The sequence below is a fragment of the Methanosarcina sp. KYL-1 genome, from assembly GCF_024372725.1.
Lineage (GTDB): Archaea > Halobacteriota > Methanosarcinia > Methanosarcinales > Methanosarcinaceae > Methanosarcina.
The window spans coordinates 32918-53347 of the sequence record NZ_VOUA01000028.1; the positions used below are offsets into that span (position 1 = coordinate 32918).

13 protein-coding genes and 1 pseudogene are annotated in these 20430 nt (G+C 49.6%); 8 read left to right on the plus strand and 6 right to left on the minus strand.

Features of this window, described 5'->3' with window-relative positions:
• Positions 1 to 676: 676 nt before the first annotated feature.
• The 3 genes from ileS (at position 677) to FTO70_RS14965 (ending at position 5400) form a co-directional block, all read left to right on the plus strand.
• On the plus strand, positions 677 to 3856 hold the full coding sequence (gene ileS / locus FTO70_RS14955) for an isoleucine--tRNA ligase (protein WP_255336565.1): 3180 nt from the start codon (positions 677 to 679) through the stop codon (positions 3854 to 3856).
• 101 nt (positions 3857 to 3957) lie between these two features.
• Positions 3958 to 4608: a 6-hydroxymethylpterin diphosphokinase MptE-like protein gene (locus FTO70_RS14960; protein ID WP_255336578.1), complete on the plus strand. Its 651-nt coding sequence runs from the start codon at positions 3958 to 3960 to the stop codon at positions 4606 to 4608.
• A gap of 486 nt (positions 4609 to 5094) precedes the next feature.
• Positions 5095 to 5400, plus strand: a complete 306-nt coding sequence (locus FTO70_RS14965; RefSeq protein WP_255336566.1) for a hypothetical protein — start codon at positions 5095 to 5097, stop codon at positions 5398 to 5400.
• 99 nt (positions 5401 to 5499) lie between these two features.
• Here the strand turns inward: FTO70_RS14965 and FTO70_RS14970 are convergent, their stop codons facing one another.
• Complete coding sequence (locus tag FTO70_RS14970) at positions 5500 to 6957, minus strand: S8 family serine peptidase (RefSeq protein ID WP_255336567.1); 1458 nt, start codon at positions 6955 to 6957, stop codon at positions 5500 to 5502.
• 1286 nt (positions 6958 to 8243) lie between these two features.
• A complete protein-coding gene (locus FTO70_RS14975; protein ID WP_255336568.1) occupies positions 8244 to 8459 on the minus strand; it encodes a hypothetical protein in 216 nt (71 codons plus the stop codon).
• A gap of 236 nt (positions 8460 to 8695) precedes the next feature.
• Between FTO70_RS14975 and FTO70_RS14980 the strand changes: the two genes are divergently transcribed.
• Together FTO70_RS14980 and FTO70_RS14985 are read left to right on the plus strand one after the other, a co-directional pair.
• On the plus strand, positions 8696 to 9250 hold the full coding sequence (locus FTO70_RS14980) for a hypothetical protein (protein WP_255336569.1): 555 nt from the start codon (positions 8696 to 8698) through the stop codon (positions 9248 to 9250).
• A gap of 4 nt (positions 9251 to 9254) precedes the next feature.
• On the plus strand, positions 9255 to 11465 hold the full coding sequence (locus FTO70_RS14985; protein WP_255336570.1) for a hypothetical protein: 2211 nt from the start codon (positions 9255 to 9257) through the stop codon (positions 11463 to 11465).
• Between the two features lie 25 nt (positions 11466 to 11490).
• Here FTO70_RS14985 and FTO70_RS14990 read toward each other — a convergent pair whose 3' ends face one another.
• Complete coding sequence (locus FTO70_RS14990; protein WP_255336571.1) at positions 11491 to 12102, minus strand: hypothetical protein; 612 nt, start codon at positions 12100 to 12102, stop codon at positions 11491 to 11493.
• Between the two features lie 407 nt (positions 12103 to 12509).
• On the opposite strand from FTO70_RS14990, the gene FTO70_RS14995 reads away from it, so the two are divergent.
• The gene (locus FTO70_RS14995) at positions 12510 to 13547 is read left to right on the plus strand and encodes a uroporphyrinogen decarboxylase family protein (RefSeq protein WP_255336572.1); all 1038 of its coding nucleotides are present in this window, start codon (positions 12510 to 12512) and stop codon (positions 13545 to 13547) included.
• Between the two features lie 1580 nt (positions 13548 to 15127).
• Here the strand turns inward: FTO70_RS14995 and FTO70_RS15000 are convergent.
• Positions 15128 to 15322: a hypothetical protein gene (locus FTO70_RS15000; RefSeq protein WP_255336573.1), complete on the minus strand. Its 195-nt coding sequence runs from the start codon at positions 15320 to 15322 to the stop codon at positions 15128 to 15130.
• Positions 15323 to 15855: 533 nt separating this feature from the next.
• Here FTO70_RS15000 and FTO70_RS15005 point away from each other — a divergent pair.
• The gene (locus tag FTO70_RS15005) at positions 15856 to 16410 is read left to right on the plus strand and encodes a GNAT family N-acetyltransferase (protein ID WP_255336574.1); all 555 of its coding nucleotides are present in this window, start codon (positions 15856 to 15858) and stop codon (positions 16408 to 16410) included.
• A 62-nt stretch (positions 16411 to 16472) separates the two neighbouring features.
• On the plus strand, positions 16473 to 17942 hold the full coding sequence (locus tag FTO70_RS15010) for an ATP-binding protein (RefSeq protein ID WP_255336579.1): 1470 nt from the start codon (positions 16473 to 16475) through the stop codon (positions 17940 to 17942).
• Between the two features lie 522 nt (positions 17943 to 18464).
• Here FTO70_RS15010 and FTO70_RS15015 read toward each other — a convergent pair.
• Both FTO70_RS15015 and FTO70_RS15020 read right to left on the minus strand, forming a co-directional pair.
• Positions 18465 to 19994: an APC family permease gene (locus tag FTO70_RS15015; protein WP_255336575.1), complete on the minus strand. Its 1530-nt coding sequence runs from the start codon at positions 19992 to 19994 to the stop codon at positions 18465 to 18467.
• Positions 19995 to 20227: 233 nt separating this feature from the next.
• A pseudogene (locus FTO70_RS15020) lies at positions 20228 to 20430 on the minus strand ([dimethylamine--corrinoid protein] Co-methyltransferase); the annotation flags it as partial.

Sequence of the window (20430 nt, forward strand, 5' to 3'; positions counted from 1 at the left end):
CAGGTTCAAGGAAAGTACTTTTCGGGTCAGGCGGTGTGTTTCTCCGGAGTATTCCGGTTCTTTTCATCGAATCATATCTGGTTTTGTTTGCTTTATTCTTTCCTGGCTGGCAGGCAGGTCCCTGATGCATGGTCCCGGACACGTGCGGCGGGGGGAAAGAAACTCAGTATTACTATTTACGGCCCTGCCGGAATCATCTCAACCGATTAATAAGGAAACACCAGAGTATCAACATCCAGGCATCAACATCCAGGCATCAACATCCTTAAAATTTCTAACATAAAGGACCGGCCCGAAGCCGGATTTGCGGCGTTCAGCAGGCCTTTTTACCGGGTATATAATAAAGCTTAAATTGAGTGCCGTAATTACTGGATAAACTGTGCTGAATAAACGGATTATGCAGGCTGAATAAGCTGGTTATGTCAGGGCGGGTTCGTTTACTCGTTAGATATTAGTTTAACCTCAGCCGTTCATATGCCTGTCAATACGTTAGAATGCCCTTTCTCTCTCCGAAGAGAGCAGATTAACCGGCAGCTTACTAACTCAAAAGCTTAACTCAGCGGCTGACCAGGCAGCTTATTAACTCAAAAGCTTGACTCGGTGGCTGGCCCGGCGGCTGGCCCGGCGGCTTACTAACCTTATACCTTAAATTTATCGTTCACAGGGAGACCCCCACATGATAAAAGAAATTACTGCCAAATACGATGCAGACCAAATCGAGCAAAAGGTAATGCAGTTATGGGACGAAAGCGATGCGTATCGGAAGACCCGGGAGCACCGCAAGACCGGAAAGAGGCTTTTCTTCGTAGACGGCCCACCCTACACCACAGGGCACATTCACCTGGGGACTGCCTGGAACAAGATTATTAAGGACTCCATTCTCCGCTATTATTCCATGAACAACCGCTACATCATGGAGCGCCCTGGCTGGGACATGCACGGGCTGCCAATTGAGGTCAAGGTAGAGGGCGTTCTGGGCTTTAAGTCCAAGAAGGACATCGAGAGTTTCGGGGTAGGGAATTTCATCGAGAAATGTAAGGAGTTTGCCATAAACCAGAAGCAGGCAATGACCGAGCAGTTCGAGAGGCTCGGGGCCTGGTTGCAGTGGGAAGACCCCTACATGACCCTCAAGGACGAGTATATCGAAGCTGCCTGGTGGACCCTAAAACAGGCCGAGGAAAAGGACCTGCTTGACGTGGGCAAGCGTGTGGTCAACTGGTGCCCCCGCTGCGAAACCGCGATTGCCGACTCTGAAGTCGAGTACGCGGACAGGACCGACCCGTCCATCTATGTCAAGTTCAAGGTAAAGGGAGAGGAAAACACCTTCATAGTGATCTGGACCACAACCCCCTGGACCATCCCCTCAAACATCGCAGTTGCTGTCCACCCGTCCTTCGAATACGCGAAGTTCAGGGCAGTCCGCCAGGACGGAAAGGAAGAAATCCTGATCGCAGCAACCCCTCTTATTGAGAACGTGCTTCGGAAGGGCAGGTACACGGACTACGAAATCCTTGAGACCATGCTAGGAGAAGACGTCGCGGGCCTGGAATACGAGAGCCCCCTTGCGGACCTGGTCCCGCGCCAGGCTGAATTCAAGCACAATGTCTACGAGGCCGAATACGTAACCGCAGAAAACACCGGCTGTGTGCACATTGCCCCCGGGCACGGGATGGACGACTTCAATGTCGGGGTCAAAAACGGCCTGCCGATTTTCTGTCCCGTAGGCCCGAACGGTTCCTACACCGAGGAAGCCGGCAAGTATGCAGGCATGAACATAAGGGACGCAAATGCTGTTGTCATCGAGGACCTCCTGGAGCGCGACAGGCTCCTTGCCGAGGGGACCGTGGCCCACAGGTACGGGCACTGCTGGCGCTGCAAGACCCCGATCATCTACCTGGCAACCGAACAGTGGTTCCTCAAGATTACCGATCTCAAGGAAAAAATGCTCGAGGAAATCGATGCTGTTGACTGGTACCCCGACTGGGCAGGCTCGGCCCGCTTCAGGACCTGGGTGGAAGGCGCAAGGGACTGGTGCATCTCCAGGCAGCGCTACTGGGGAATCCCGGTCCCGGTCTGGAAATGCCGGAAATGCGGCAAGCTCGAAGTCATCGGGACCAAGGGAGAACTCATTGAAAAGTCAAGCAACGCCGGAGGAGAAATCGAACTGCACCGCCCCTACGTGGACGAAGTGGTCATCCCCTGTGAGTGCGGTGGGGAGAAAAAGCGTGTGGAAGACGTCTTTGATGTCTGGTTCGATTCGGCAGTCGCTTCCTGGGCAACCCTTAAGTTCCCCCAGAGCCGGGAAGCTTTTGACGAATGGTGGCCCGCCGACTTCATCACCGAAGGGCACGACCAGACACGCGGCTGGTTCTACTCTCAGCTGGGCGCCAGCATGGTGAACTTCGGGCGCGCCCCTTACAAGAGCGTGCTCATGCACGGGTTTACCCTTGACGGGGCAGGAAAGAAGATGTCCAAGAGCCTTGGAAACGTCATCACCCCGCAGGAAGTAATCGACAGGTTCGGAGCCGACACCCTAAGGGCCTACGTGCTTTCCGCAAGCGCTCCCTGGGAAGACCTTAAGTTCAACTGGGAAGAGGTCGCAACCGTCAACAGGTCCATAAACATCCTCTGGAACGTTTTCCGTTTCCCGCTGCCCTACATGGCCCTGGACGAATTCGACCCCATGAAGGTGTCCCTGGACTCCGTTAAAGATGCCCTCAGGGAAGAAGACAGGTGGATCCTTTCAAGGGCACAGTCCCTGATCAAGGCCGTGGACGAAGCCATGAGCGGGTACCTGCTCCACAAGGCGGTCCGTGAGATCCTTGAGTTCACGCTCGAAGACCTTTCCCGCTGGTACATCCAGCTCATCCGCCCGAGGACCTGGACCGAAGCGGACGACCCGGACAAGCTTGCAGCATACTGTGTGCTTTACGAAGTCTACGTGACCCTCACAAAGCTGATTTCTCCCTTCATGCCCTTCCTGGCCGAAGAGATGTACCAGAACCTGATAAGGAATGCAGACCCGAATGCCCTCGAGTCCGTCCACATGGCCGACTGGCCCAAAGTCAACGAGGCTTACCTTGACCCCGAACTCGAAGCTGCCATGGACACCGCCCGCTCCATCGTGGAAGCCGCATCAAACGCCCGCCAGAAGGTCGGAAGGAAACTCAGGTGGCCGATTTCCCGGATTGTCGTAAGCCCGGAAACCGAAGCAGCCGCAGCAGCAGTCAAGATGCTCCGCTCCGTCCTGATGGACCAGACCAACTCCAAGGACATCGTCCTGACCGGAGTCGGAGAGAGCTGGGACGAACTGGGCCTCGAAGTAATCCCCGACCCCGGCAAGATCGGCCCCGTCTTCAAGAAGGACGCCGGAAAAGTCGTCCCTGCCCTCAAGGAAGTCGACGGTGTAACCCTGAAGAAGGCCTTTGCCGAAGCCGGCGAATACGCCCTCACCCTTGCCGACGGCAGCACGGTGACCGTAACCCCCGGAATGGCAAACTTCAACGAAACCCTCCCCGAAGGCACAGCCAGTTCCGAATCCGACGCAGGCCTGGTCTACGTGGACGCCAACCTGACCCCCGAACTCGAAGCCGAAGGCTTCACCAGGGAAGTCATCCGCAGGATCCAGGACATGAGGAAGGAACTCGACCTCGTGGTAGACGAAAACATCATAGCCCTGGTCCAGATCGATGACGACAGGGTCCTTGACCTGGTCGACTCCCTTGGCGAACTCCTCGCAGAAGAAGTCCGGGCAAGCTTCCTCGAGATCTCCAACGAAGACGACATCACCGGAGACCTCGTTAAAGACTGGGAAGTCGAAGGCATTGCCATGAAGATCGGAATCGCAAAGGCCTGAACGGGATCAGGCAACTGAAAGAATAAGTAACTAACAGCAATTAACAGCAAAATGGAAAATTGAGCAACCGAAGGAAATTAGCAAATTGGAGAGTGATTAATCTGGACTTTGCTGCCTGGGAACCGATCTACGAGCGAATCCTGGACGATTTCGGCTTCGACCGCACCGGTGATGAAAAGGCAGCCCGCTTCCTATCCCAAATGCTGACCGACTCAAACACGGCCAGTCTCTCCGAACTCGAAGCCGCAATTTCCAAAAAGCCCGTCCTTGTCTGCGGAAACGCTCCCAGACTCAGGACAGAGCTTTCGGAACTCGACCTCTCCTCTTTTGTAATAATTGCAGCTGACGGAGCCGCCGCCGTCCTTACGGACCTCGGCAGGGTTCCTGAAGTCATCTGCACCGACCTTGACGGCAATTCCGAAGCCGATATAGAAAAAGAGATCCTCGCCTGCGAAAAGGGCGCTCTCGTCCTCATCCACGCCCACGGGGACAACATGGATAAGCTTGAAAAATACGTGCCCCGTTTCAAGCGCTTTATAGCCACGACCCAGGCTGAGCCCTTTGATAAGGTGTACAATTTCGGCGGGTTCAGTGACGGAGACCGTTGCGTCTTTGTTGCAAAGGAATTTGGTGCAGGGAGCGTCAGGCTTGCGGGGTTTGATTTTGAAGATCCGGGGGTTAACCCGATTAAGAAGATGAAGTTGAAGTGGGCGAAGGAATTGATTGAGATGTGCGGGATTTGCGGGATTTGAGAAAACGGTTGGTCTATATGTCTTTTAATCGCTTCTTCTTTTTTGATTCTGCGTTTATGGTTTGTTTTGTTATTCTTATCCGATACTGCCGTAATGGCGTATTCAAGCCGTTTTGTCTCGCTCTTTTACGAGCGCCCTCTACTTGTTTCTAACCACATATTGATTTCCAATTTTGTAGTTGACGGAAATTATAATAAAAATAACACGTTTGTAACCATTCGTATCTTAACCGAAGGCAAATAGATTTCTGTTACCTCTAAACCGTGGTCATAAAATAGATGTCCTGAAAACATGTGAAGTGATCAACGATTAGATACTTATTCCGGCAAAGCCAATGAAAATCTATTGAAGACCATATTGGTCAATAGGGTAAATATCAACTACTTCCACCTGCTAATTCCGGCAGATCGGAACTGTTGAAGATGGGGTATCCTGCTTAGTAGGCTTATTTTTGACCCTGTAGCCAGGTGGAATCTGTGGGGATATGTGACTGAAATGTTGACTGCTGAAGTAATCCCGATAAAAGAGAAAGAGATTATTGGCATCAAGCTTCAGGAAGCCGGGTTTAATATTGTTTCCATCGGGGAAACGATTACAATTGGAGGCACCCCGGAGCAATTTGAAATCTTTTTTAACATGAAGCTTGAAAAAACATCCCGAGCCGTGATCCCCGACCTCAGTAACTCGGCAAAAATGGAGTATTACAGGCCGCTTACAGTTCCTACAATCCCAGAGGATTTCAGGCCCCTTATTAAAGAGGTCTTATTCCCTGAACCTCCTGAGTATTTTTAAAAATAGATTCAGGTTTTAAAAATGGGCAGGAAAGAGAGCCAGAGAAACCGGCACTCTTGCATGTGCACACCTTTATTTTTTTAAATCATTTGGGATTCCTCACGCCGGCGGTGGGATGGTGAAACGTGACCTTATCTGAACGGAGCGGGCGAGTTTGTAGGCAGCGTAGGCATCCACAAGTCCGGCCCCTGTTGCACTGTCAAAGCCTTTTCCGGCCCTGTCCCCCATCTGACTCGAACCTTTTTTCACGTCCCTTGCGGAGGCGACCAGAATTTCTTTTACCAGGGCGGGCGAAAGGCCGGGTTGAACCTGTTTTAGCAGGGCGCACACTCCTGCTATCTGGGGAGCTGCAGCACTTGTACCGCTTATTACGGCCCAGCCGTCTTTAGGTTGTGTCATATCCCCGTTCGGATAGGTTCCCCCGGCAAGTCCCTGGTCGATAGAACAGCCCGGCTGCAGAGGCAGCATTATGTAAATGCCTCTGGGCGTCATTCCCACCAGGCCACAGACGTCTGGAACTTTCCTGCCGGGATATACGTTGCTGGTGAAGCTTGAAGAATAGTTGGAGGCTTCAAGTTCCAGGTCCTCGCCTGCGAGGTTCTTGTGGGCATAGACCCCCCCGGCAGATATGACCTCCGGCATCTGGCCCGGGAAACCATATTGGCCGTTTCCTGCCGAAAAGACGACGGTTATTCCCAGGTTCTTTACCGCATAAATTACCGCGGCTTCAAGGGGCTTTAAGGTGTTTGGCAGAGGGCCTTTCTGGATGCTCCAGCCCCAGCTGCAGGTGATGATTGCCGGGTTGAGGTCCATGGCTTTCTTGAAACCCAGGGTCGCATTCGGGCCCATCTTGACACCCACGAAGTCAATATCGGGGGCCGATGAAAATATGTTTGCTGCTTCCGCGGTCCCGTGGCCGTAGTCGTCACTTTCCAGGTCCACTGCGTCTTCGGCTATTGTTCGGTTATAGCTGTACCCCCGCCATTTATAAAACTCGTGGGCATAAAATCCGGTGTCCGGCATTGCTACCATCACTCCTTTTCCGGTAATTCCTTCCCGGTTTACCTTTCCGGCCCGGAGGACAAGGGACACGTCTCCGGGGACATCCAGATAGTGGTAGGGTACGCTGGGTGGCAGAGGTGACTCATAGAAGTTCGGAGGTTTTTGCGGATAAACCCTCTCCACGAGTTTGGATAGCTTCTCAGGGATTTTGAATGGCGCCCCTCCTTTATGATAAAGATAGGTCCTTTTCCCTCTATCGGGGTGGTTCTCGTTTATTATCTCAGTAACACTCTCTACTTCCGTTCCAAAGGTGCTCTCCCAAAGATGTCGGGGGGCTTCCCCACTGATGCTGAATACTCCTACATGTAGGATCCTGAACCCCAGGTCCTGGAGTATGTGCGCTGCTTCCTCGGCGACTCCCCCTTCGGGAATAAAGCTCTCGATATTTTCCGGGGTCAGGTATTGCTCCGCTTCAAACATGGATTTCCCCGTCTTGCTTTGGACAACAGCTTCAAAACTGACTACTTCTCCTTCTTTCGTTCCGTCTCTGCGCATGGACGGTTTTACCGAAATTTCTTCTGACGTACTTGGTTTCCCCCTTCATAATTTATTCAGATTAAATATATGTTCACTGGAAAAAAACGATTTTTATAAACATACATATATATATTCGGGTTCAAAATATACCTTTTGGACACAAGATTTCTTACCATTAATTCTAATGACAAATCCGCATAAGTAATCGAAATTTCATGATGTGTTTTTAGATTACCACATTCACTACCTGGTATAAATTATAGCAAAGTTACTATTGACTTTGGAGGGCTGGCCTGAAGGGCTTGATTTGAGGACCCTTACGTGAACCGAATCTGAAAATAGAATCTTAAGTTGGCGAGAATTAATTGAGATTTGCGAGATTTGAAAATAGAGGCAGGTTTTTAAAAAATCTTTTCAGACTATTTTTTCGGGTTGGTTTTTAACTCTCTATTTTCGTATTCTTTTTCGGGGCCGCTTTTAACTAATCTTTTCAAACTCTTTTCAGGGGCTGCTGAATATTGTATTCCCGTCGTTATTGTCCGCGCGAAGTGCGTCTGTGCAAAACTACACTAAATTTTTAGACAAATGAAAATTAGTTTACACAACCTCTGAAACGTATCATTTCCAGTCAAATGCAAATAATTTAACCGTTTTCTCTATCCTACGTTCGGCAGGTCGACATAAGAAATTAGAATATTTTTCTTGATGCCGTTTTTGAACATTAGCTAACTATATATTAGGTTTAAAGATAGTTAACCTGTGGCTCAACTCCCAAGACATATATAAACACTAAATCATTTTTTCATTAAAGTTTAGTATGAGAGCTTAATAATTAGACATATGTAAACCGAAAAACTACACATAATTATAGAGCATCATTTCAAAATCGCAATCATCAAAATTATTAGAATTTAAATGTCGACCTGCCGAGAGTAAGATATGAAAATATCTATCTCTAATTACGTTAACCTGCCGAAGGCAGGCTCTATTTTCTGGAAAAACGATTTTGGCTCTTCGTCATTCTCTATGGATTAGGTGATTTTCACTTCAAGCCCATATTTGTTTTTGTGATGGCTTCACACACAAAACAACGAAGAGCCACGATTTTGATAGAAAAAATTCGGTTTATTTTTCTGCTTTCATCCGATTTCAAATGGTTTTTTGTCAACTTCTCTTTTTGCATGATCTCCTTTTTTATCAGGAAAAGACCGGGCATGTGCCCGGAACAAGACAGGTTCAAGAAGGCTAATATGGTTGCTCCGGTTTAAGTCCGGTACTCGTAACTCTTTCTAAAAACCCCGTTTTTATTCCCTTCTCCCAAGCACAAAAACCGCCCCTGCAACCGTTGCAATCCCCCACACCAGGCCAACGAAAGGAGCGCTTTCTGATTCAGTATCTGAACCCATATCTTCTCCTCCTTCTTCCGGCTCGCCTGCAGTACCATCATCGTCTGGCTCATCTCCTCCCTGCCACTTCCCCTGCACTTTCAGTTCCTCAATCACAGCATCCCTGTCGGACACCGGGCGCTTTCCGGGAAAGCCCACGAAGACGGTGAAGAGCTGGGCTTCAATCCGGGCATCTGTGCCGGTTTAGGTCCGGGATTTGATATATTAGGAACTATTGTTCGAAATATATTTTCTTCAACTATTTTATTGATGCATTATTATATTTTGTTATCTATTAAATGCGTTGTAATGGTTACTGTTAGTTTTAGTCAATACTTGGCGAAGTATGTCAAACCAGATGAGGCGAACATATGGACAAAATTATAGAAGTGAAAAAAGCAACATGTGAATCGGCGGTCAAGGCAGAAACGAGTGATGGGGGCGAAATGGTCTTGGTCAGGGTGCCGCAAGGTTACGATGCGAAAATCAACATTCGCATAGTTCCGGGGCATGATATCCATTTAACCCCGCGTATTCCTAGTTGCCAGCCCCGGCAAGGAGCATCACGCCGTGACATCCAGCCTGTTGCCCTGCCGGAGAGCCTTGCCGTTAAACTGGCCGAGGCCGACAAAATGGTCATCAACTGGCTCGCCCAGGATGAGGCAAACGCTAAACTATACATGGAACAGCCGGTCGAGAGCCTAATCAAAGCGGGAGTCAAACTGACCCGCTCGGATCAAAAACTGCTCAAAAGAGCCCACAGCATGGTAGAGGAGTCCAGTGTCGTCCCTCCAGGGGTTAAGGTTACGGACTTTTATGCCTCGGCAGACCCTAAGGGTCGTGTGGACGAGCTTGCACTTAGACCAATATTTAAAGATGGCGAAAGCGAAAATAATTGCAGTTGCAGACCTAGGAGAAAGGAGTGAAAGAATGGCACTCGATCGAACATCCGGTTTTGACCTGCTCGTTCAGGTCTCTGAAAATGAGCTGAATAACCAGCTTGCCACAGCCTTCCTTGCAGGCGATGTTTTACCACCATCCATGAGCGCCCCGGTCGACAGAAGCGGCGTCGTCGGAACGTTTGACATGAACTTCAACACTCCCGTCGCCGACCTGGACCGTCCCCGGCCTTCCATGGGCCTGACCGTTCCTTTCGCAAATTCGCAATTCCGGGTCACCGCACCGATAACGCTCACTCTAGCGCCACTAGGTGGCACAATTACCATCGTCGACAGAATCGAGATGATCACCCAGGGCTCGAACCAGATTGCCACGATGGACTTTAATAACGGGGCGCCAACTGTCATGGTGGCTTTTGATACGGCCTCGCAAGCAATACTGACTCCGGTGCTGGATGTCACCGGTCTGACGCTTGAGCAGGTGCAGAACATGATGGCAGGCATCATACTTCAGCAACTTCAAACAGGCGTAGGCCGAATAGATTTAACACCGCCGATTCCGGTTGTGAACGACACCGATCCTACCACGATCTTCGATATCGACGTCACAACTGTCAACGATACCACAGCCACCGACCGTGACTGTATCACCTTCGGCGTGCGCATGGCTAATGACTCCGGGGGCAACATTAATGGGGTCACGACCAGCTTCATTCCGGCAGGCAGCCAGTCTCTTGTCATGATGAGCAACTTCTGGCTTTTGGCTCGCGTGATGCGCCCGCGTTTAGCAGCGTCTCTCGGCCGGCCGGTGACTGATTTTGACACTCCACTCCGGCTGAACAGGAGTATTCCTGCACCAGGTGGTCAGGGAACGCTTACCCAACTGGAGGCGCGCGTAGAAGGGAACCGCATTCGTGTGAACGGTCAGGCCAGGGATTCCGGTACGGGTTGGTCGGCCATGTCCAACTTTACTTTCTTTATCGATATCGCACTGGTCGACGGCTCATTAAGCGTTACGGCCACTACGCCCACAGTCGACACCAACGTCGACCTCGAGTGGTGGGTGTGGCTGCTGACCCTGGGGCTCGGCGCCCTTTTTGGAGGAATCATCGGTACCATCGTGACTGCAATTGTGCTGGCCATCGTAGAGGCGGTGGCCGAAGGCATCATCGACAACCTGGTTGGCGGTGGTATCGGCGATTCCCTTGGCGGCCTGCCGGCAATTCCTCTCGGTCCTATCGGAGGCGGGTTGACGCTCAGTACAGTGGTTCTCGATGATATGGAGCTTCGATGCTCGATTACCCGGTCTCTTTCCGTCCCCGTGAAAAACCAGGGGTCACATCTGTCGTCCACCGGTTTCAATGTCGATCTCGACACCGGCACTATCCGCAGCAGCGTTCTCCCTGAAACCGACCTGGTTTGGAACCCTTCCCGCGGCCTATCCGCAAACGGCCCTACCGGCTTGAGTGTCATAGGGACTTCTTTCAGTTCACTCACACCGGTGCAGGTCTCGAATCTCCCGCTCCTGAGCCGTGAGATTCCCCTGACGCTCATCCCGTTCACCTATCCTCCGTCCACTCCATTTGTCGAGCACGATGAGGTTGTATTCGGCGTACGGACTACGGATGGTCGTTACGCAAAAGCACGGGCCTGGAGGTCTTTAACCGCTGGAGGCGCGTTGCAACTGAGCTGGGTTACCTACGATACACCAGTGCCCAGGCTCGACATCGCAGCCCGCTGGTGGGTGATAGAGCGCGGGGAAGTGACCGAGTTCATTAGGCCGGACTGCTCGGTCTGCCGCTCTAGTCCGGTTCGATGGTGTGGCATGTTCGAAGCCTGGCCCAGACTGATGGCCTTCCCGATAGACTACCAGTGGTGCCTCTGCGGCAAGGTGCTGGAAGAAGGTGAGGGCAGTGTTTCCACACCTCACGGGCCGCTCGCCTACAAGTTAACGGGCCGTTGTCTGTGCATCGAAACGGAGATGGAACAGGACGTTGACTGCGAGCTGTGCGTAAGTGCAATCGACAGCCGCGGACAAGAGCTGTTCACCTGCACCCGGCTGGTGCAACAAGGTATCGAGACTCGATGCATGAAGTGCGTTCCCAAGGCACCTTATATGAAACTTGAAGTCATTCCAGCCGACCCGGCACTCAACGCATGGCGCCCTCTCATAGCTGCCAGAACGATGAAGACTCAGGACCAGGACAGGGTTGAGAAGGCTAATACGGTTGCTTTGGCTTAAGTTCATCCCCTCTAAAAACCCGGTTTCATCCCCTTCTCCCATGCACGAAAACCGCCCCTAAAACCACTGCAAGCACCCATAAGGGGCCAATGAAAGGAGCGTTTTCCGATTCCGGGGATGGAACCTCCTCTCCATCTTTTTCTTCTCCTTCCGATTCGCCTTCAACCCCATCTTCGTCGGCCTCATTTCCTTCCTGCCACTTCCCCTGCACCTTCAGTTCCTCAATCACGGCATCCCTGTCGGACACCGGGTGCTTTCCGGGGAACTCCACGGACAATTTGAAGAGCCGGTCCTCCAGGTCTATGTCCCTCAGCATGAGGAGCACTTCTTCATTTTCCTCGAACTCGGCCTGGTCTTCGGTCCAGACGCCTGTGCCGGTTTCGGTTCGGACTTTGATGGTTTCGGTGGGCAGGGGGTTGTAGAGCCATTCTTCTACTGTGATTGTGAAGATGGTGTAGTCGTAATGCGGTTCGATATCGCTGACCGTTCCGATTGCTATGCGGTCAGAGTTGTTGACCTGGTAGGGGATTTCAGAGGCTTCCTGGATCAACTCGGCTGCAGCGGGGCTTGCCGACAGGGCCAGCAGGGAAAGCAGGCATAGGGATAATATGCTTAAAATGACAGGTGACTGTTTCATAAATATCTCCTGGATAGTTCTCGGGCTAATTTTCCGGGTGGTTCTCTGGAAAATTTTCTAGATCCTGTTATTGGTTCTTTTACCGGTTAAGTTAAGTATTCTCTACATCCAACTTATTTATCGTTTTTTTAAGGTACGGTTTAATTCGCAGTTAAGGTTTGCAGTATTCCGGGGAATATGGGAGTAGTAAGGGAGTAATAAGGGAGTAATAAGGGAGTAATAAGGGATCTAAAAAAGGGATCGAAAACCGGATAAAATAATGGTCAAAAGAAAGGATGGAAAGTTAACTGGGTTACGGATTTATGGATTTCCGTGAGTTTTCAGGCTCGCTTTCAACTTTGAAAAAAACGAATTAAATATATATTGCTTGTATAATTGTTGAATATATTGAAAAGGAGAGTTAAAACGTGTCTGTCGAAATGACATCCAGGGAAAGAGTCCTTGCAATGCTTGAAAGGAAGCCCGTGGACAGGTTTCCCGTGATTACGGGGTCCTGCATGGTTGCGGAATACATAAATCGAAGCGGGGGGTTCTGGCCCGAATACCACAGCAATGCGGAAATGATGGTCGATGTGGCCGGCATGATGCATACGGATGCCGGAATGGATAATATTGTCGTGCCTTTTGGCATGTTTGTGGAGGCTGTTGCCCTCGGGCTTGAGGTCAATATGGGAAGGATCACTATCCAGCCCTCGGTCAAAGGTTTTTTCAAAAGGCCTGAGGACGTGAAATGCGAAAGGTTCCTGAATGACCCATACGTCCGGACCACTCTCAAGGCAACAAAGCTTGCGAAAGCAAAGTTTCCCGATGTTGCGGTTACACCTTTCCTCGTGGGGCCTGTCACTCTTGCAGGCTACCTTATGGGGGTAGAAAAACTCTCCGAGATGAGTTACAGGTGCCTGGATGACGAAAAGCTCATGGACGAGATTGTCGAGTGGTTTTCCATAGCGCTTGAGATCAACCGGCTTTATGCCGGGGCCTGCATCGATTCCGGGGCTGACGCCCTTTATTACTCCGATGCTTCGGCTTCCCCCAACCTGGTCATTCCCGATTTCTACTACCGTGTAGGCGTGCCTGCGGAAAAGGAACTCGGGGATTTCATTCACTGTCTCGGCTGTCCCTGGGAACTGCACATCTGCGGAAACACCATACCAATTATCGAAGGCATGGCCTCCACCGGGGCAAACTGCCTGAGCGTTGAACAGGCCGTGGATATGAGGGAAGTTGTCGAGATCGCAGGAGATGTGCCCGTGGCCGGGAACGTAACCCCTCTCATGATGGTTGAAGGCACGGAAGAACAGATCATTGCAGAAACCCGGAAGGGACTCGATGGGGGAGCAAAAGCAAGTATGTTAGGCTGCGGTACTCCTTCTCTCAGCACCCCGGACAGGCTCAAGTTATGGTCCGGAGCCGTTGCGGAATGGTCTAGAGAAAAACTTGGTTGAAGAACCGGTGAAAAACTATAGTGAAAAACCATAGTGAAAAACCATAGTAAAAAACCATAGTGAAAAACCATAGTGAAAAACCATAGTGAAAAACTGCAGTGAAAAGCTCAAGTTTTTTTAGGCTGTCTGCAGTTTCTTCTTTTTATATAAACGGTGTGAAGCGAGGTTGGCGGGTAAAGGTGGAAAGGTTCTAAATCACTGAAAAGCAGGATGCAAACCACTTTTCATACCTCTTATTCCTTGAGTGCCGGATTCCAGAGGCTGAAAGCGCGTATCCATTAGAGCCGCATAAACATTTGAGGCATTCGCTATACGACACTTGAGGCTTCAGGATACAGAATTACTCCAAACTTCCTTCAGTTTACCTTTCCACCGCATCCAATAAGGCCTATGGGGCCTTATCTACCACTTTCTTATACACCAATTGCCCAATTTCTTTTAATCTTCTTCGCCAATCAAAAGAAACGACCCACTCTTTAAACGCCAGGGTGGAGTGATGATCGTTACGATATGACGAAGAACTTTCCTTTGTATTTCCGCGCCCGGAAATACAAACAAGATTGGCTTTTATTGTTATAAATATTTTTTCCACATTTGAATTTTTATGAACTCAATTTAGCTTGACTTTACAAAATCCTTTTTGACAGGATAAAATATTATTGCACACTCTGTAATTTTTAGTATTCCGTTCGATTGATTCCGGCTCATTGCATATAGAATTTTTGAATTTAACTCCTGAAATAATAAAGGAAACGAGGAGTTGTAAGAGACGAAAAATAGTTACGGGGGTTAAAAGTCACAGGAGATGAGGGCTAAAAGTCGCAGGAGATGAGAAAAGTTGGGAAAATGGGAATATAGTTATCTAACTGGAACTATGCAAGATATGGAAAAGAAATGGGAAAGGTCTGAAAAATAGTACCGCTGAAAGCAAACTCTTCTTTTTTGAAAGGCTTGCCAGCTTTGAGGCATCAAAGGTGCTGCACAGCCTATGAGGCATCGTTGAAGAAATGTTTTCGTTTGCTTTCCTTTCTATTTTTCTTCCCGCAGGCAAGTTCCGGCTTTTGCTTCTCTACCACAAAAAGCATTAAGCTTATGCCTGTTTTTCTTTCCCAGTTCTTTGCCCATAGCCAGAACTGACACACTCTCAGTTACGCCAGGGGGTGTGAATATTCAGGATATGAGTGAAAGAACCTTTCGTATTCCTGCACAGCAGAAACACGAAGGCTCATAGATATTTCAGATATATATAGTTTTTTATAAAAACGACATTTTATAAAGTTACGTGTTACTCGCCCCCTCTCCGGAGAGTCTGTAAAACCGGTCCCTTTTCGGGTTTTGGAATGAAAAAAAGAATGAAGTGGAAAGGTCGAAAAAGCAAATACAATAAAGGCAAAAGCAGGTCGGTTTTCAACCCGAATGGTTCAGAAAAAATTTATGAAGCAGGGCTGAAAGTCCGGGATCTTTGAACTTGCTGTACTGTTGGGAGACATCTTTTGTTGTACCGCATGCTGAGGCATCGTTCAGGAAAAGATTCCGTTTTGCTTCACGTCCTTTTTGTTTTGCCTTTCCTCCCGGCCCCATCAGGTCTGCAGGATCATGTGAGGCATGTCCACTCTTATGTTCACTCTTCTATCACTCAGAGTGCCTGATGGCCGTTTTTTCCTTTCCTGTCCCTCGCCCATTACCGGAAAGACTCCTCCATTAGCCAGGGCGGAGCGATGGTCGGGTGATAAGGCGAAGAACTCTTCCTGCATTCCTTTATATTCGGAATACAACATCTTATTTCCTATATCTAATATATATAAATTTACAGAATAAAAAAATCCTAACCAATTTACCCGGGTCAGCATTAACGCTTGAACGTTTTCTCTGCTGGGTGGCTTTAAAGTTTGGGCTTTAAAGTCTGGGCTTTGAGCTTAAATGCTGAGTTGCAAAAGAAAGGAATGTTTAAAGGGAAGCTTTAAAGGGAAGCTTTAAAGAGACGTTTTTTGGGTTCTTCGCAGCTTTGTGTTATAAATTTTACCGGTTTGTTTGTTGTGGAAGGTTTATTGTGGATACACAAGGCGAAGAACCCCGCATCTTCCATTAAATCGAAAGAATACGATAGCTTCTTTCCTACTTATTTATATATATAAATTTCGATCTGATTTTTATACCTGAGCCGGAGTCCCCTCTGTCAGGGCATAGCACTGGCCGAAGAAGTAAGGAAAAAGCGCGAAATGAAGTTTCCATCCGATCATGGGAACAGACGAAATGCTTATGAACGTTTCTTGCAAAAGTGCCTGTACTCACGTCTCACGGGAATAACATGAATACTGAAAAAGAACGTATTGACATCTTCTTTCGGGAAGCAGAAATAGAAGACCACCCTCAAATCCAGGCCTTCATAGAACTCGTGGACCCGGAGTTTTATCCGCCCCTTTCCGAAAGGCCCGGAGGAATTGACGGAAGGATCGAAAATTCCCTCGCAAAACCCGATGCGAACTTCCTCATAGCGGAAGGCAGCTCAAATTCAGAGCCCGGCCCGGTGTCAGTCTCCCACCCGGACAGAACCGCAGGACCTGACAGGATCGCAGGCCTCATCAGTTACGAGCGGCAGTGGGAAGGGGAAAATAATGCATACATCTCTTTTGTTGCAGTGAACCCGGAGTTCCGAAACCTGGGGATAGCCTCAAAACTCATATCCCTGCTGGAAGAACAGATGCAGTCTGCCGGAATGGAACGAATGTACGTCTGCACCTGGTCAACGAACCATTCTGCTCTGGCACTTTACGAAAAAAAAGGTTTTTCAACGGACAGGGTCATAAAAAATGCCCGGGGGCCTTTTGTTGATACTCTGTACCTGGTGAAAAGTATAGGTTGAAGAACATCGTTTTATAATGTGTGAACATTTTTCCACATAATTCTGAATTCCACGTGGATACAATGCAAAAGCCCGAACTCCTCCGCATAATCCTCTCCCAGCAGTCCTTCTTTCAAAAGGAACAGGACATTATCCCCCGCGACCTGAAAATAGACTCCCACCTGGAGGGCAACGAGACAGTCATGATCTGCGGGATCAGAGGCTGCGGGAAAACTTCTTTTCTTAAGTGGATAGCGGACAGGGTGGATGGGATAAAAGTTTACATTAACTTTGAAGACATCCGGCAGGAAGATTTAGAACTCCGGAATATTCAGGATATTCGGGATGTTAAGGATATTTGGAATTTTCAGGACATTTTGGATATTGTTTCAGAGCTTTACGGAAATTTTGGAAAAGAGATTGAAGAGAGTGAAGAGAATGGAGAAAAGCAGGTCTACTATTTTCTGGAAGAAATCCAGCATATCAGGCTCTGGGAGAGGTGGCTGGACAACCTTTATGAAGACGGCATAAAGGTTTTTGTTACCGGCTCTAACTCAAATTTCCTTAACTCCGAAAACGGAACCTTCCTTCAGGACCGGGCCAGGCAGCTCAAGCTTCTTCCCTTCTCCTTTAAAGAATCCCTGCGCCTGAAAGGAATCGAAATACCTTACCTTGACTTCCCTAACTCCCCTAACCCCCCTAACCCCCCTAACTCCCCTAACCCCCCGGATTCACCGGGCTCCTCTGACTCCCTGGACCCGTCCGGGGAAGATGGAATCTTCTCCCTGTTCCTCCGTTATTTCGAAAACGGCGGTTTTCCGGCTGTAATCAAAAATGATGATGCCGGACTTGCAGGGAAATATTTTGAAGAAATTCTTCAAAAAGAGGTCATTGCCCGGTATGACATTGAGGATCCCGGGGGGTTAAGGGAGCTTGCAGTGTTCCTTATTTCAAACGTGGCTTCGGAGTATTCTTTCGAAACGCTGAAAAGAGTGAGCGGGATCGGGAGTGAGGGGACTGTCAGGCGCTACCTGGACTATCTGGAGGAGGCTTTTTTGCTGTACCGGGTCCCGATGCTCAACCATTCGCCGGAAAAAGAGGGATCAGGGATGGCAGTGGGACCAGGGGCGGCAGAAAAGGCGGCTTCCCGCAAGGTCTATGCCGGAGACACGGGTTTCTTTAAAGCAGTGGCTTCCAATTACCCGGACAGCCTGGGGCTGAGGTTTGAGAACCTGGTGTTTCTGGAACTGCTCAGGCGGAGGAAAGAGGTATCCTATTTCAGGGACCGGAAGGAATGCGACTTCGTGGTCAGGGAAGCAGGAGCTGCGAAGATCACAGAGGTGATCCAGGTCTCGACTTATTTCGGGAACCCTGCTGTCAGGGAAAGGGAGCTTGCAGGGCTTCTGGGGGCGATGAAGGAGTACGGGCTTGGAGAGGGGCTTATCCTGACCCTGGCTGATGAAGAGGTTCTGGAGCTGGAATGTGAGGGTTGGGGTGGGAAAGAGAATAGGAAAATAGTGGTTAAGCCGGTGTGGAAGTGGATGCTGAATTGAAATAGGATATGGGCTGGAATAATAAACTCATCATCCCATGTCTTTTCGAAAAATATTCGCTTTTAAGTATCTTTTTCATTTCTTTTGGGGAGGCGCCGCCAGGCAAGCTGGCGGGGGTATCCCATAAAGCCAGGATTAAAACCGGTTTTCGGGGTCAATGGAAGTACTTTCCAAGCTTTCAGGCTCTCAGGCCAGGCGGAGTATTTCTCTGTAATATTCAGGTTTTCTCCACTTAAAGAATAAGAGATGCCATCTAAGGATACTTCGAAAATATCAACAGTTTAATGGAGGACACATGGAGGAAACCGGAATTTTCCAGGGCACAAAAAATAAAAGCAAAGATGTAGAACAGAAAGAAGCCCGGAGCACTTTGTGATCCGGGACACAAATTCGGGGTCCGGACCTGTCCCTCTGGACTGGTGGAACTTTCCGGGGACATTTTCGGACCTCTTCGGCTGAAATTCTTCGCGCAGAAACCCTCCGCGCCAGAGCTCTCCTTGTAGAAACTTTCCTTGTAGAAAATCAGGCGCTAATTTCGGCAAGAACAGCTTCTTTTTCTGAGACTCCTTTTTCTACCCTGCTTTTTGCTTTTGCTTCTCTCTGGGAATAGAACCAGAGGGGGATGTAGAGGCAGAGCACGAAGAAGCCTACGCCGGTCGTTGCCCAGCCGAGTTCGAGGCTGTTGAGGTAGATGATTCCTATCAGGAAGAAGGGGATGTTCAGGAATGCGGTTGCCAGGGCTACGTTTTTCCAGCCGCGGGGGGCTTTGAAAGGCCTTTCGAGCTTTGAGAGTTCGGGGTCATTTCTCACCTTGACGTAGGTATAGAGGCTGATCCCGTTTGCAAAGATGTACCCTATTGCGGAAGCCGCCAGGATTGCCGTTGGGGTCCCGAGCAGGATCAGGAACATGTTGAACATGGCATCTGCAAGCATTGCGTTCATGGGGTGCCCGTGGGAGTTCAGTTTGCTAAGGACTGAAGGGAGGTTGCCTTCAACTGACATCGAGTAGATCGACCTTGCTGAGGAGAGGAAGGCGGTCTGGATGATCAGGAGCATTGCCCCTATCAGCATGATGATTGAAATCGAGGCCCCAAGGCTGCCCAGCGTCATGTTGGCAATCGGAAGCATCGGGGAGACCGGTTCGGCAAGTACGCCTTCGACTCCCAGGGTCCCGATAACCGAGGTCTGGACCAGCACATAGAGCACAAGGCAGATCCCCCCGCAGACCAGCAGGGCTTTTGGGGTGTCGGTGTTGGGGTTCTTATACTCGGGCCCGTAGATTGCTGCGGTTTCCCAGGCGCAGGCGCTCCATTCGGCCATTGCGAAAATCCCGAAGAGGATCAGGATATGTTTCATGTCCCAGGTCCAGTCAGTCGGGAACCAGGAACCGGTAATGTTGGCCAGGTGGAAGTCTCCCGTAAGGAAGGGGGCAACGGTGATTGCCAGAAGGGGAACAAGGGACACCACTGCAAGGATATATCCGGCCGTTGCCCCGTTCTTGAGCCCTTTTGAGTTTATAACGGCAAGGGATCCGAAAATCACTGCCCCGACCGTAAGGGAGAGCAGGGTCTCGGGAATGGCGGAAAAAGAGGGGATCAGGCCGTGCAGGTAACTCCCTATGAGGATTGCATAGATCGCAAGCACCGGGCTCCAGCCGAACCAGTAGCTCCAGGCACTGAAACCACCGATGAATTTTCCGAACTTGAATTTCCCTCTATTGTTTTTGTCGGAATTCGAGCCAAAAACCGTTTGCGTATAGCCTGGCAGCCCCGAAGCCTTCGGGAAAACGGTTGCAAGCTCCCCGAATGCAAAGTTCTGGAAAAATCCCAGGAAGATGGTCAGGACCCAGACAATAATAGAAAAAGCCCAGACATAACTGGTAAAATAGCCTATGGAAGGCAGGATCAGCAGCGGCACACCAAGTGCTATTGCCAGGCCCTGTTTCCAGTCAATACTCCGTTCCAGTTCTTTCGGGTCGCAGCTCGCCCGGCTGCATTCCGACCCGTGCTGCCAGTCTACCTGCGAATAGGGAGGATGGGTATCTTCGTCCATAAAAATCACCTTTTTTATACTTTTAGTTTTTAAACCAGGATTGTTCAAAAAATGAATATAAAATGGGCCCGGTCCCTGGAAATATTCCAGTACCCGACACCGTTTTAAAAAACAATACTCTTTGAAAGTAATCTCCACGAATACTTTTTTCAAAAAGCTTTCAATCAGCCTTTTTCAATCAGCCTTTTTCAATCAGCCTGTTTTTAAGCAGTCGGCTTTTAAGCAGTCGGCTTTTAAGCAGTCTGTTTCCTGAAGAGGTCGCAGGAGTTGATGTTGATGTCGAGAAGCTTTTCTATGTTCATCTTTGCAGCAATGCCCTTTGCAGCTCCCGGCACGGAAGTGATCACGCCGATGTCAAGCTCCTCACGGAGTTCGCGCATAACGTGTTCGTCCGAGAGGTCCATTGTGTCTACATTGAGCTTCTTTGCCACGTATT